Genomic DNA, 13,780 nt, shown 5'->3' on the forward strand with positions numbered 1-13,780 from the left:
ACGACGGGATGCCGTGCGGGGTGGCCGGCCGGTACCTCGGGTCAGGCCGGGTCGACCTCGCGCAGCAGACCGGTGCGCACGTCGAAGACGAAGCCGCGGACGTCGTCGGTGTGCAGCAGGAACGGCGAGGTACGCACCCGCTGCATGGACTGGCGCACGTCCTGGTCCACGTCGCTGAAGGACTCCACCGCCCAGGCCGGCCGCTGGCCGACCTCCATCTCCAGCTCGGTGCGGAAGTCCTCGGTGAGGGACTCCAGGCCGCAGCCGGTGTGGTGGATGAGCACGACGCTGCGCGTGCCCAGCTTGCGCTGGCTGATGGTCAGGGACCGGATCACGTCGTCGGTGACCACACCGCCCGCGTTGCGGATGGTGTGGCAGTCGCCGAGCTCGAGGCCGAGGGCCTTGTGCAGGTCGAGACGTGCGTCCATGCAGGCGACGACGGCGACGTGGAGCACCGGGCGGGCGTCCATGCCGGGGTCGGTGAAGGCCTCGGCGTACCGCCGGTTGGCCTCCACGAGGCGGTTGGTCACGGTGCCGCCAGCGGTTATGGCGCCTTCGGATCCAGTGGGTACGGCTGCAGAAGTCGTCATACCGACGACGTTACTGGTCACACGGGGTTGCGGCCTCCCGTGAGAGCGGACAAAGAACATCATCGCGACGTGCTGTGAGCCAACCCACAGGGAGGGCAAAGCAGGGCCGAACGGGTGGACCGGTCGAATTGCGGTTCCCGCCGTGCCGCGGTACACGACGCGCAGGCCGGTTGATTGACCAGCGGACGGCGTGGACTAAAGTGACGCGAAAGCGGGAGACGAGTCTCTCCCCGCGGACGAAACCCCCGGAGACCCCGGCACGTGCCCGGACCCGTCTCCCCGCGCGCGCGGCGCGTTACGTACGGCTCGGGGGACCGACGGTGCGTACGGCCCGCCGGAACTGAGAGGCCCCCTTGAGCCAGAGTCGACACGTCCCGGTGATGCTCCAGCGGTGCCTGGACCTGCTGGCGCCCGCCCTGGAGCGCCCCGGAGCGGTGGTCGTCGACTGCACCCTCGGCCTCGGCGGGCACAGCGAGGCACTGCTCGCCCGGTTCCCCGACGCCCGGCTGATCGGCCTCGACCGGGACAAGGAGGCGCTGCGCCTGTCCGGTGAGCGCCTGGCTCCCTACGGCGAGCGCGCCACCCTCGTGCACGCCGTGTACGACGAGCTGCCCGACGTACTGGACCGGCTCGGCATCGCGCGCGTGCAGGGCGTGCTGTTCGACCTCGGTGTCTCCTCCATGCAGCTGGACGAGGCCGGCCGCGGGTTCGCCTACGCACAGGACGCGCCCCTGGACATGCGCATGGACCAGACGGCCGGCATCAGCGCCGCCGAGGTCCTCAACACCTACCCGGCCGGCGAACTGGTGCGCATCCTGCGCGCGTACGGCGAGGAGAAGCAGGCCAAGCGGATCGTCGCCGCGATCGTCCGGGAGCGGGAGAAGGAGCCGTTCAGCAACAGCGCGCGGCTCGTCGAACTCATCCGGGATGCGCTGCCGCAGGCCGCGAAGCGCACCGGCGGCAATCCGGCCAAGCGCACCTTCCAGGCGCTGCGCATCGAGGTCAACGGCGAACTGTCCGTCCTGGAGCGGGCGATCCCGGCCGCCGTGAAGGCCCTGGACGTCGGCGGGCGCATCGCCGTGCTGTCGTACCACTCGCTCGAAGACCGGCTCGTCAAGCAGGTGTTCGCGGCCGGGGCCGCCTCCACCGCGCCGCCCGGGCTGCCCGTCGTTCCCGAGCGCTACCAGCCGCGGCTCAAGCTGCTCACCCGCGGTGCCGAACTTCCCACCGAGGAAGAGATCGCCGAGAACCGCAGGGCCGCACCGGCCAGACTGCGGGGTGCCGAGCGCATCAGGGAGGACGTCGAGTGAGCGAGACGGGCCGGAGGGCCGGCGCCGTGAACCGAGGGAGCGGCTTGCCCCACGCACCGGGGGAGCAGTGAGCAGGAAACCCGAACCGAAGGGGAGGGCCGCCCGGCTCGCCCGGCTCCTCCCGGCCGGCCGCGCCCGGGCGGCGCGTACCCCGTTCGTCCTGCTCGTCGTCGTGCTCCTCGGCGGCGGCCTCATCGGGCTGCTGGTGCTGAACTCGGCGCTGAGCGAGGGCTCGTTCGAACTGGCCGACCTGCAGAAGCAGACGAAGAACCTCACCGACCAGGAACAGGCCCTCCAGCGGGACATCGACGCCTTCTCGGCCCCGGACGCCCTCCAGCGCCGTGCCCGCGAGCTCGGCATGGTCCCCGGCGGCGACCCGGCCTTCCTCGGCCCCGACGGCACCGTCAAGGGCGTCCCCGGCGCCGCGCCCGAGCCCGCCGCCCTCACCGTCCCGGCACCCCCCGGGGCGATGACCCCGGCCGGCGCCCTCTCCGCCGTCCCGCCGACACCCACCGCGCCGTCCCCGCCCCAGGGCACCCCCACGGCGCCCGCCCTCCCGGCGCCGCCTCCCACGCCCCAGCCCATCCCCACCCCGACGACCCCCGGCAGGTGACGGAAGTGTCCGACAGGCAAGCGGGTGTGCTCCGCTCGGCCGGCCGCAGTGGCGGTGCGCGGGCGGTCCCGGGTGCGGGGCGACGGCCGGTCGTCCGGTGCCGTGCGGCCCGTCCCGCTGTCCCGGCGGCGTCCTCGATCCCCCAGCCCATCCCCACCCCGACCCCCGGCAGGTGACGGAAGTGTCCGACAGGCAAGCGCCGCGCCGCCGGGTGCCCGGGCCCGCCAAGCCTCCGCGGCCGCGGGGTGCCGTCCGGCGGCAGGCCGGGCCCGGTGCCCGGCCGGTCCGCCGGCCCGGCGGGTCCCGGCCCCCGGTGACGCGCCCCCTCCGGCTCGGCAGCCCCCGGCCCCGGCTGCGCCTGGTCAGCCTCGCCCTGACGCTGGTGCTGCTCGCCTTCGTCGTACGGCTGCTCCAGGTCCAGGCCGTCGACGCGAGCGCCTACACGGCACGCGCCGAGCAGAACCGGTACGTGGTGCACACGCTGGCCGCCGAGCGCGGCGAGATCACCGACCGCAACGGTGTCGCGCTGGCCGTCAGCGAGGACGCGTACGACATCACGGCCGACCCGACGATGTTCAGTGCCAAGCAGCTGAAGATCGCCGACGGCCCCGAGCAGGCCGCCGCGCTGCTCGCCCCGATCCTCGGCCAGGACCAGGCCGCGCTCGTCAGGAAGCTGCGCCCGGAGAACCGGAACTCCCGCTACACCCGGCTCGCCGCCCGGCAGACCCCGCAGGTCTGGAAGCAGATCAAGGACCTGAAGACCGCGCTCGCCAACAAGGCCGAGACCGACCACACCACCGCCAACGTGCTGGCCGGCGTCTTCGCCGACCCCAGCAGCCAGCGCGTGTACCCCAACGGCGACCTGGCCGCCGGGATACTGGGCTGGGTCAACGCCGACGGCAAGGGCGGCGGCGGCATCGAGCAGGAACTGGACAAGCAGCTGTCCGGCAAGGACGGCAAGGTCCGCTACGCCCAGGCCGGCGGGCGCGAGGTGCCCACGGTCGGGTCCACCGAGACGCCCGCGGTGCCCGGCGCCGACGTCGAGCTGACCATCGACCGCGACATCCAGTGGGCCGCGCAGAACGCCATCACGGAGCAGGTGAAGCAGTCCAAGGCGGACCGCGGCTACGTCATCGTCCAGGACACCCGCACCGGCCAGATCCTCGCCATGGCCAACTCGCCCGGCTTCGACCCGAACAACCTGGCGAAGGCCGACGGCGACGCCATGGGCAACGCGGCCCTCCAGGACGCCTACGAGCCCGGCTCCACCGCCAAGGTGATGTCCATGGCGGCCGTGCTGGAGCAGAACGTGGCGACCCCGCTCACCCACGTCGTCGTACCCAACCGGCTGCACCGCGGCGACCGGCTCTTCCAGGACGACATCGACCACGCCACCTGGTACCTCACGCTCAACGGCGTGCTCGCCAAGTCCAGCAACATCGGCACCATCCTGGCCACCGGCGAACTCGGCAAGAGCCAGCCGGAGGCCAACAAGGTCCTCCACAAGTACCTGCGCAAGTTCGGCATCGGCAGCTACACCGGCCTCGGCTTCCCCGGCGAGACCCCCGGCATCCTCGCGCCGCCGCAGAAGTGGTCCACCTCGCAGCAGTACACGATCCCTTTCGGCCAGGGCTTCTCCATCAACGCCATGCAGGCCGCGTCCGTGTACTCGACCATCGCCAACGGCGGCGTCCGCGTCGTACCGACCCTGGTGCGCGGCACCAAGGGCGCCGACGGCCGCTTCACCCCGGCGCCCAAGCCCCGGCAGACACGGGTCGTCAGCGCCAGGACGGCCAAGAGCCTCGCCCAGATGCTGGAGTCCGTCGTCGACGACGAGCAGGGCACCGGCGTGAAGGCCCGCATCCCCGGGTACCGGGTCGCGGGCAAGACCGGCACGGCGAACCGCGTGGATCCGGCCACCGGCCGCTACCGCGGCTACACCTCGTCGTTCGCCGGCTTCGCGCCCGCCGACAACCCGCGGATCACCGTCTACTGCGCCATCCAGAACGCCACCGCCGGCAGCTACTTCGGTGGCCAGATCTGCGGCCCCATCTACAAGCAGGTGATGGAGTTCGCCCTGAAAACCCTCCAGATCCCGCCGACCGGGGCGAAGCCCGCCAACCTGCCCGTCGAGTACAAGCCCTGATCAGCGCCACCCTGATCAGCACGGAAACACCAGGAACGAGCTCGTGACAACGATCACCCCCGACGCCGGTAACCACGGGGCCGCAAGCCCCTCACTTCGCTCCGGAGCGGGTGCGCCCGGTACGCTCACCGCCGTGCCACACGCTGATCAGTCCGAAACCACCCAGAAGGGCCAACCCGTGACATATCCGGGACTGCCCCGGCCGACGCAGCTCCCCGCCACCCCGCTCACGGAGCTCGCCGACCAGCTGGGTGTCACCGCGCCGGAGGGCGCCGCCGAGATCACGGGTATCACCCACGACTCGCGCGCCGTCCGCCCCGGCGACCTGTACGCCGCCCTCCCGGGCGCCCGTCTGCACGGCGCGGACTTCGTCGCCCAGGCCGCGAGCCTGGGTGCCGCCGCCGTGCTCACCGACCCCACGGGGGCCGAGCGCGCCGCCGCGACCGGACTGCCCGTCCTGGTCGTGGAGGATCCGCGCGGGCGGATGGGGGAGCTGGCGGCCGCCATCTACCGCCACCCGGGCCGCGACCTGCTCCAGATCGGCATCACCGGCACCTCCGGGAAGACCACCACCGCCTATCTCGTCGAGGGCGGCCTGGGCGCGTCCCACCGCGCCGGACTCATCGGCACGGTGGAGATCCGCATCGGCGAGGAGCGGATCAAGTCCGAGCGCACCACCCCCGAAGCCACCGACCTCCAGGCCCTGTTCGCCGTCATGCGCGAAGGGGGCGTCACGGCGGTCGCCATGGAGGTCTCCAGCCACGCCCTGGTCCTCGGCCGGGTGGACGGCTGCGTCTTCGACATCGCCGTCTTCACCAACCTCAGCCCGGAACACATGGAGTTCCACTCCGACATGGAGGACTACTTCCGGGCCAAGGCGCAGCTCTTCACCCCGGAACGCAGCAGACTCGGCGTGGTCAACGCCGACGACGAGTACGGCCGCCGGCTCGCGCGGGAGGCGACCGTCCCGGTCGTCACCTTCTCCGCCGAGGGCCACCCCGACGCCGACTGGCGCGCCCAGGACGTCCAGATCGGCCCCATGGACTCGACGTTCACCGTGCTCGGCCCGAACGGCGAGCGCGTCCACGCCAAGTCGCCGCTGCCGGGCCCGTTCAACGTGGCGAACACCCTCGCCGCCATCGTCGCCCTCGCCGTGGCCGGCCTCGACCCGCAGACCGCCGCCGACGGCATCGCCGCCGTCCCGGGCGTCCCCGGGCGCCTGGAGCGCGTCGACGCCGGGCAGCCGTACCTCGCGGTCGTCGACTACGCCCACAAGACCGACGCCGTCGAGTCGGTGCTCAAGGCGCTGCGCAAGGTCACCAAGGGCCGGCTGCACATCGTCCTCGGCTGCGGCGGCGACCGCGACGAGACCAAGCGCGCCCCGATGGGTGCCGCCGCGGCCCGGCTCGCCGACACGGCCGTACTGACCTCCGACAACCCCCGCTCCGAGGACCCGCTCGCGATCCTCGCGACCATGCTCCGGGGCGCGGCCTCCGTGCCCGCGCACGAGCGCGGCGAGGTGCTCCTCTTCGAGGAGCGGGCCGCCGCCATCGCCGCCGCCGTGGGCCGCGCCCAGGCCGGCGACACCGTGCTGGTCGCGGGCAAGGGCCACGAGCAGGGCCAGGACATCGCCGGCGTGGTCCGTCCCTTCGACGACCGCCAGGTGCTTCGCGAAGCTATCCAGAAGACCCAGGGATGAACTTGTGATCGCCCTCTCCCTCGCCGAGATCGCAGCAGTCGTCGGCGGGCAGACGCACGACATACCGGATCCGTCCGTGCAGGTGACGGGACCGGTCGTCCGGGACTCCCGTGAGGTGGTGCCCGGCAGCCTGTTCGCCGCCTTCGTCGGCGAGCGCGTGGACGGCCACGACTACGCGGCGCAGGTCGTCGCGGCCGGCGCGGTCGCCGTGCTGGCGTCCCGGCCGGTCGGCGTGCCCGCGATCGTCGTGGAGGACGTGCAGACGGCCCTCGGCGCCCTCGCCCGGCACGTCGTACGCCGGCTCGGCGCGACCCTCGTCGCCCTGACCGGCTCGGCCGGCAAGACCAGCACCAAGGACCTGATCGCCCAGGTGCTCCAGCGCAAGGCGCCGACCGTCTTCACGCCCGGCTCGCTCAACAACGAGATCGGGCTGCCGCTGACCGCCCTGTCCGCCACCGAGGAGACGAAGTTCCTCGTGCTGGAGATGGGGGCCCGCGGCATCGGGCACATCCGCTACCTCACCGGCCTCACCCCGCCGAGGATCGGTCTGGTGCTCAACGTCGGCACCGCCCACATCGGCGAGTTCGGCGGGCGCGAGCAGATCGCCCAGGCGAAGGGCGAGCTGGTCGAGGCGCTGCCCCCGGCGAGCGAGGGCGGGGCCGCCGTCCTCAACGCCGACGACCCGCTGGTGAAGGCCATGGCCGCCCGTACCGAGGCGAAGGTGGTCCTTTTCGGAGAGTCGGCCGAAGCGGACGTACGGGCCGAGAACGTACGACTCACGGACAGCGGACAGCCCGCCTTCAGGCTTCACACACCCTCCGGTGCAAGCGATGTGACCATGCGCCTGTACGGTGAGCACCACGTGTCGAACGCGCTCGCCGCGGCCGCCGTCGCCCATGAGCTGGGCATGTCCGCGGAAGAGATCGCCACCGCGCTCTCCGAGGCGGGCTCCCTCTCCCGCTGGCGCATGGAGGTCACCGAGCGCCCGGACGGCGTGACCATCGTCAACGACGCCTACAACGCCAACCCCGAGTCCATGCGGGCCGCCCTCAGGGCGCTCGCGGCCATGGGCAAGGGGCGCCGCACGTGGGCGGTGCTCGGCAAGATGGCCGAGCTGGGGGACGAGGCGCTCGCCGAGCACGACGCCGTCGGACGGCTCGCCGTCCGGCTCAACGTCAGCAAGCTCGTCGCCGTCGGGGGGATTGAGGCCTCCTGGCTGCAATTGGGCGCATATAACGAGGGTTCGTGGGGTGAGGAGTCGGTGCACGTGTCCGACGCACAGGCGGCGATCGACCTGTTGCGCAGCGAGTTGCGCCCGGGGGACGTCGTACTCGTGAAGGCGTCCCGGTCGGTGGGTCTGGAGAGCGTCGCCCAGGCGCTCGTCGAGACCGGTGCCGAGGGTGAGGTTGCCGCCCGATGATGAAGCAGATCCTGTTCTCGGGAGTCATCGGCCTCTTCCTGACGCTGGTCGGCACCCCGCTGCTGATCAAGCTGCTGGCCCGCAAGGGGTACGGCCAGTACATCCGTGACGACGGCCCGCGCGAGCACGCCAGCAAGCGCGGTACGCCGACGATGGGCGGTATCGCGTTCATCCTGGCGACGATCGCCGCGTACTTCCTGAGCAAGCTCATCACCGGTTACCCGCCCACCTACTCCGGGCTGCTGGTCCTCGGCCTGATGTTCGGCATGGGACTGGTCGGCTTCCTCGACGACTACATCAAGATCGTCAAGCGGCGTTCGCTCGGTCTGCGGGCCAAGGCGAAGATGGCCGGCCAGCTGATCGTCGGCATCGCCTTCGCGGTGCTGTCGCTGCAGTTCTCCGACGCCCGCGGCAACACCCCCGCCTCCACCAAGCTGTCGTTCATCACCGACTTCGGCTGGTCGATCGGCCCGGTGCTGTTCGTGGTCTGGGCGCTGTTCATGATCCTCGCGATGTCGAACGGCGTGAACCTCACCGACGGCCTGGACGGTCTGGCCACCGGCGCCTCCGTGCTCGTCTTCGGCGCCTACACCTTCATCGGCGTCTGGCAGTTCCAGGAGTCCTGCGCCAACGCGGGCACCCTGACCAACCCGGGCGCCTGCTACGAGGTGCGCGACCCGCTGGACCTGGCCGTGGTCGCCTCCGCGCTGATGGGCGCCTGCCTGGGCTTCCTGTGGTGGAACACCTCGCCGGCGAAGATCTTCATGGGCGACACCGGTTCGCTCGCCCTCGGCGGTGTCCTCACCGGCCTGGCCATCCTCTCCCGCACGGAGCTGCTGGTGGCCATCATGGGCGGCCTGTTCGTCCTCATCACCATGTCGGTCGTCATCCAGGTCGGCTCCTTCCGGCTCACCGGGAAGCGCGTCTTCAGGATGGCACCGCTCCAGCACCACTTCGAACTCAAGGGCTGGTCCGAGGTCCTGGTCGTGGTCCGCTTCTGGATCATCCAGGGAATCTGTGTGATTGTCGGACTGGGCCTCTTCTACGCGGGATGGGCAGCGGACAAGTGACCTCCTCGGTGCCTTCTGAATTCCAGGGCAAGCACATCACCGTCGCCGGGCTCGGCGTCTCCGGCGTCCCGGCGGCGAAGGTGCTGCACGCGCGCGGGGCGATCGTCACGGTCGTCAACGACGGCGACGACGCACGCGCGCGCGAGCAGGCCGCGGAGCTGGAGGCGCTCGGCATCACCGTGCGCCTCAGCGACGGGTCGACCCTCCCGGAGGGCACCGAGCTGATCGTCACCGCGCCCGGCTGGCAGCCCGACAAGCCGCTGTTCCGCGCCGCCGAGCAGGCCGGCGTGCCGGTCTGGGGCGACGTGGAGCTGGCCTGGCGGCTGCGCGGCCCCGACGCGGCCCCCTGGCTGGCCGTGACGGGCACCAACGGCAAGACCACGACCGTCCAGATGCTCGCCTCCATCCTGAAGGCGGCGGGCCTGCGCACGGCCGCCGTCGGCAACATCGGCGTCTCCCTGCTGGACGCCGTCCTCGGCGAGGAGCAGTACGACGTCCTCGCTGTCGAGCTGTCCAGCTACCAGCTCCACTGGGCGCCCTCCCTGCGCGCCCACTCGGCGGCCGTCCTCAACCTCGCGCCGGACCACCTCGACTGGCACGGCTCCATGGAGGCCTACGCGCGCGACAAGGGCCGCATCTACGAGGGCAACAAGGTCGCCTGCGTCTACAACGTCGCCGACAAGGCAACCGAGGACCTCGTCCGCGAGGCCGATGTGGAAGAGGGCTGCCGGGCCGTCGGGTTCACCCTGGGCACGCCCGGTCCCTCCGAACTCGGCGTCGTGGAGGGCATCCTGGTCGACCGCGCCTTCGTGGCGGACCGGCAGAAGAACGCGCAGGAGCTGGCCGAGGTCTCCGACGTCAATCCGCCGGCCCCGCACAACATCGCCAACGCCCTTGCCGCCGCGGCCCTCGCCCGTGCCTTCGGGGTGCCCGCCCGGGCCGTACGGGACGGTCTGCGGGCCTTCCGCCCGGACGCCCACCGCATCGCGCACGTCGCCGACATCGACGGCGTCGCGTACGTGGACGACTCCAAGGCGACCAATACCCATGCCGCGGAAGCGTCTTTGGCGGCATATGAACCGATCGTATGGATTGCGGGCGGTCTGGCGAAGGGCGCGACCTTCGACGAGCTGGTCGCCAAGTCGGCGAAGCGGCTTCGCGGTGCGGTCCTGATCGGCGCCGACCGGGCGCTGATCCGCGAGGCCCTCGCGCGACACGCCCCGGAAGTACCCGTGGTCGACCTCGACCGGACCGACACTGGGGCGATGCTCCAGGCGGTGACGGAAGCGAAGCGGCTGGCTCAGCCCGGCGACACGGTGCTGCTGGCCCCGGCCTGCGCCTCCATGGACATGTTCACCAACTACAACCAGCGCGGTGACGCGTTCGCGGCGGCGGTCCGCGAACTCGACGCCTGACCCCGGCCGCCTGCCGGGCGGACCTTGGGAGGGACGCGTGGGACGGTCGACGTGCAACGGAGGCGCCGATGCCGAGTAGCCGTACCGGAAAGCCGCCCGTGCAGCGGGCGTCCCGGCGCCCGCGTCCCGCCGTTCCCCGGCCCCCGCGCGAGAACCCCGTCCAACGGCTCTGCACGCGCGTGCGGAGGGCCTGGGACCGGCCGCTGACCGCCTACTACCTGATCGTCGGCGGCAGTGTGCTGATCACCGTGCTCGGTCTGGTGATGGTCTACTCGGCCTCCCAGATCACCGCGCTGCAGCTGTCGCTGCCGGGGTCGTACTTCTTCCGCAAGCAGGCCCTCGCCGCGCTCATCGGCGGCGCACTGCTGTTCGTCGCCTCCCGCATGCCGGTGAAGCTGCACCGGGCGCTGGCCTACCCGATCCTCGCCGGCGCCGTCTTCCTGATGATCCTGGTGCAGATCCCCGGGATAGGGATGGCGGTCAACGGCAACCAGAACTGGATCTCCCTCGGCGGCTCCTTCCAGATCCAGCCCAGCGAGTTCGGCAAGCTGGCCCTGGTGCTGTGGGGCGCGGACCTGATCGCCCGCAAGCAGGAGAGGAAGCTGCTGAACCAGTGGAAGCACATGCTGGTGCCACTGGTGCCGGTCGCCTTCCTGCTGCTCGGGCTGATCATGCTCGGCGGTGACATGGGCACCGCGATCATTCTCACGGCGATCCTGTTCGGCCTGCTCTGGCTCGCGGGCGCGCCGACCCGGCTGTTCGCGGGGGTGCTGTCCGTCGCCGCGCTGATCGGTGTGACCCTGATCAAGACCAGCCCCAACCGGATGGCCCGCCTCGCCTGCATCGGCGCCACCGAGCCCAGGACGGGGGTCGCCGACTGCTGGCAGGCCGTGCACGGGATCTATGCCCTGGCCTCCGGCGGACTCTTCGGCTCCGGACTCGGCGCGAGTGTGGAAAAATGGGGCCAACTCCCGGAAGCCCACACCGACTTCATCTTCGCCGTCACCGGTGAGGAACTGGGCCTCGCAGGGACGCTGTCGGTGCTCGCCCTGTTCGCGGCTCTAGGCTATGCGGGTATCCGCGTGGCCGGACGCACGGAGGACCCCTTCGTGAGGTATGCCGCGGGAGGCGTGACCACCTGGATCACCGCCCAGGCGGTGATCAACATCGGTGCGGTGCTCGGCCTGCTGCCGATCGCCGGCGTCCCGCTCCCGCTGTTCTCCTACGGAGGGTCCGCCCTGCTGCCGACCATGTTCGCCATCGGGCTGCTGATCGCCTTCGCGCGCGACGAGCCCGCTGCGCGGGCAGCGCTTGCGATGCGGCAACCTCGCTTTGGTAGAAAGCGGGCGGGAGGCCCCGGTGCCGAGCGGGGGCCTCGGAGATGGAACACGATGCGACGGCGTGCCTCGGCGGCGCGTTCGTCCGGAGAGCGGTGAATTTCGGTGCATGTCGTACTCGCCGGTGGGGGGACCGCCGGCCACATCGAGCCCGCGCTCGCCCTCGCGGACGCCCTGCGCAGGCAGGACCCGACCGTGGGGATCACGGCCCTGGGCACGGAGCGCGGCCTGGAGACCCGGCTCGTCCCGGAGCGCGGCTACGAGCTCGCGCTGATCCCGGCGGTGCCGCTGCCGCGCAAGCCCACCCCCGAGCTGATCACCGTCCCGGGCCGGCTGCGCGGCACGATCAAGGCCGCCGAGCAGATCCTGGAGCGCACCAAGGCGGACTGCGTGGTCGGCTTCGGCGGCTATGTCGCCCTGCCCGGCTACCTGGCCGCCAAGCGCCTCGGCGTGCCCATCGTGATCCACGAGGCCAACGCCCGCCCGGGCCTGGCCAACAAGATCGGCTCGCGCTACGCGGCCCGGGTCGCCGTCTCCACCCCGGACAGCAAGCTGCGTGACGCCCGCTACATCGGCATCCCGCTGCGCCGCTCCATCGCCACGCTGGACCGCGCCGCCGTCCGCCCCGAGGCCCGCCACCGCTTCGGCCTCGACCCGAACCTGCCCACGCTGCTCGTCTCCGGCGGCTCGCAGGGCGCCCGGCGGCTGAACGAGGTGACGCAGGCGGTCGCCCCGTGGCTGCAGCAGGCCGGCATCCAGATCCTGCACGCGGTCGGCCCGAAGAACGAACTGCCGCAGGTGCAGCAGATGCCGGGAATGCCTCCCTACATCCCGGTAAGTTATCTGGACCGGATGGACCTCGCGTACGCCGCGGCCGACATGATGCTCTGCCGCGCGGGCGCGATGACCGTCGCCGAACTCTCCGCCGTCGGGCTCCCGGCCGCCTACGTCCCGCTGCCCATCGGCAACGGCGAACAGCGGCTCAACGCCCAGCCGGTGGTCAAGGCCGGCGGCGGACTCCTCGTCGACGACGCGGACCTGACGCCCGAGTGGGTGCAGCAGAACGTGCTGCCCGTGCTCGCCGACCCGCACCGGCTGTACGAGATGTCCCGCGCGGCAAGCGAGTTCGGCCGCCGGGACGCCGACGACCTGCTCGTCGGCATGGTGTACGAGGCGATCGCCTCACGCCGATAGGACCGTATGACGAAAGGGCAGTGAGCGTGGCCGGACCGACGACCGCCGAGCGCGGTGAACGCCAGCAGGAGTCGTCCGGCCCGCCGCTCGTCCGCAGGCTCAGAAGCCCGCGCCTTCGTACGATCGTCGTTCTGGTCGCCGTTCTCGTGCTCCTGGGGGCCGGTGGCGCCTGGGCGCTCTACGGCTCCAAATGGCTGCGCATCGAGCACGTCTCGGTGTCGGGCACGCGGGTACTGACCCCCGCCGAGGTCCGGGCGGCGGCGGCCGTGCCCGTCGGGAACCCGATGATTTCCGTCGACACGGACCGGATCGAAGCCCGACTTCGCCAGAAAATGCCCCGAATTGACACCGTAGATGTGGTTCGTTCCTGGCCCCATGGAATCGGCCTGAAAGTGGTCGAACGCACTCCGGTTGTGCTTGTCCGAAAGGGCGGGAACTTCGTCGAAGTCGACGACGAAGGTGTCCGATTCGCTACGGTTTCCCGGGCGCCGAATGGCGTTCCGATGCTGCAATTGTCCGCATCCCGCACGGGTCCGGGCGCCGCGAGCTTCCGGCGTTTCGGTACCGCCCGGCTGGTGCGCGAGGCCGTCCAGGTCGCCGGCGACCTGCCCGGATCCGTGGCGCGGGCCACCCGGACCGTCCAGGTGCGCTCCTTCGATGCCATCTCGCTGGAGTTGGGCGACGGCCGCACGGTGGCCTGGGGCAGCGGCGAGAACGGCCGCGCCAAGGCACGGGCCCTCACGGCTCTCATGAAAGCAGCTCCCGGCGCGCGGCACTTCGATGTCAGCGTTCCCACCGCCCCTGCGTCATCGGGGAGTTGACGCACATCAGCGCAGGCCAGCACCCTGGTTGGGCACTGCTACGGCTGATCACATAGGGTGAAAAGAAAAACGGGAGGTTCGGCGTGTTCGTTGAACGGGCGCCACTTGTCGACTTAGTGTCCTGTTCAGAAGACTCCAGGGAACAGACACACTGGTAACCCTAAA

Annotated in this window: 11 protein-coding genes; 10 read left to right on the forward strand and 1 reads right to left on the reverse strand. The window is 71.4% G+C overall.

The features are described from left to right. Positions 1-41: 41 nt before the first annotated feature. Positions 42-653 carry a beta-class carbonic anhydrase gene (locus ACIP4Y_RS04920; protein ID WP_401387758.1) on the reverse strand — a complete coding sequence of 204 codons (612 nt, stop codon included), beginning with the start codon at positions 651-653 and terminating at the stop codon, positions 42-44. A 290-nt stretch (positions 654-943) separates the two neighbouring features. On the opposite strand from ACIP4Y_RS04920, the gene rsmH reads away from it, so the two are divergent. The 10 genes from rsmH (at position 944) to ACIP4Y_RS04970 (ending at position 13,615) form a co-directional block, all read left to right on the forward strand. Next, positions 944-1,900 carry a 16S rRNA (cytosine(1402)-N(4))-methyltransferase RsmH gene (gene rsmH, locus ACIP4Y_RS04925; RefSeq protein WP_401387760.1) on the forward strand — a complete coding sequence of 319 codons (957 nt, stop codon included), beginning with the start codon at positions 944-946 and terminating at the stop codon, positions 1,898-1,900. 67 nt (positions 1,901-1,967) lie between these two features. Then, the gene (locus ACIP4Y_RS04930; RefSeq protein WP_401387763.1) at positions 1,968-2,513 is read left to right on the forward strand and encodes a septum formation initiator family protein; all 546 of its coding nucleotides are present in this window, start codon (positions 1,968-1,970) and stop codon (positions 2,511-2,513) included. Between the two features lie 181 nt (positions 2,514-2,694). Continuing rightward, positions 2,695-4,659 carry a peptidoglycan D,D-transpeptidase FtsI family protein gene (locus ACIP4Y_RS04935; protein ID WP_401387766.1) on the forward strand — a complete coding sequence of 655 codons (1,965 nt, stop codon included), beginning with the start codon at positions 2,695-2,697 and terminating at the stop codon, positions 4,657-4,659. 43 nt (positions 4,660-4,702) lie between these two features. After that, on the forward strand, positions 4,703-6,358 hold the full coding sequence (locus ACIP4Y_RS04940) for a UDP-N-acetylmuramoyl-L-alanyl-D-glutamate--2,6-diaminopimelate ligase (protein ID WP_401387769.1): 1,656 nt from the start codon (positions 4,703-4,705) through the stop codon (positions 6,356-6,358). 4 nt (positions 6,359-6,362) lie between these two features. Continuing rightward, positions 6,363-7,778 carry a UDP-N-acetylmuramoyl-tripeptide--D-alanyl-D-alanine ligase gene (gene murF, locus ACIP4Y_RS04945; RefSeq protein WP_401387772.1) on the forward strand — a complete coding sequence of 472 codons (1,416 nt, stop codon included), beginning with the start codon at positions 6,363-6,365 and terminating at the stop codon, positions 7,776-7,778. After that, complete coding sequence (mraY, locus tag ACIP4Y_RS04950) at positions 7,778-8,848, forward strand: phospho-N-acetylmuramoyl-pentapeptide-transferase (RefSeq protein ID WP_030347870.1); 1,071 nt, start codon at positions 7,778-7,780, stop codon at positions 8,846-8,848. The genes murF and mraY overlap by 1 nt, the downstream gene beginning before the upstream one ends. Next, positions 8,830-10,263, forward strand: a complete 1,434-nt coding sequence (murD, locus tag ACIP4Y_RS04955; RefSeq protein ID WP_401387775.1) for a UDP-N-acetylmuramoyl-L-alanine--D-glutamate ligase — start codon at positions 8,830-8,832, stop codon at positions 10,261-10,263. The genes mraY and murD overlap by 19 nt, the downstream gene beginning before the upstream one ends. Positions 10,264-10,331: 68 nt before the next feature. Then, complete coding sequence (gene ftsW / locus ACIP4Y_RS04960) at positions 10,332-11,699, forward strand: putative lipid II flippase FtsW (RefSeq protein WP_358637488.1); 1,368 nt, start codon at positions 10,332-10,334, stop codon at positions 11,697-11,699. A gap of 6 nt (positions 11,700-11,705) precedes the next feature. Continuing rightward, complete coding sequence (gene murG, locus ACIP4Y_RS04965; protein ID WP_189815645.1) at positions 11,706-12,794, forward strand: undecaprenyldiphospho-muramoylpentapeptide beta-N-acetylglucosaminyltransferase; 1,089 nt, start codon at positions 11,706-11,708, stop codon at positions 12,792-12,794. 26 nt (positions 12,795-12,820) lie between these two features. Continuing rightward, complete coding sequence (locus ACIP4Y_RS04970) at positions 12,821-13,615, forward strand: cell division protein FtsQ/DivIB (RefSeq protein ID WP_401387779.1); 795 nt, start codon at positions 12,821-12,823, stop codon at positions 13,613-13,615. Positions 13,616-13,780 lie beyond the last annotated feature (165 nt).

The sequence above is a fragment of the Streptomyces sp. NPDC088810 genome (assembly GCF_044750305.1).
GTDB lineage: Bacteria > Actinomycetota > Actinomycetes > Streptomycetales > Streptomycetaceae > Streptomyces.

Excerpts from the sequence above, each read along its gene's own strand:
- ftsW (WP_358637488.1), top strand. The coding sequence starts at position 10,332 with ATGCCGAGTAGCCGTACCGGAAAGCCGCCCGTGCAGCGGGCGTCCCGG.
- mraY (WP_030347870.1), top strand. The coding sequence starts at position 7,778 with ATGAAGCAGATCCTGTTCTCGGGAGTCATCGGCCTCTTCCTGACGCTG.
- murD (WP_401387775.1), top strand. The coding sequence starts at position 8,830 with ATGGGCAGCGGACAAGTGACCTCCTCGGTGCCTTCTGAATTCCAGGGC.
- ACIP4Y_RS04920 (WP_401387758.1), bottom strand. The coding sequence starts at position 653 with ATGATGTTCTTTGTCCGCTCTCACGGGAGGCCGCAACCCCGTGTGACC.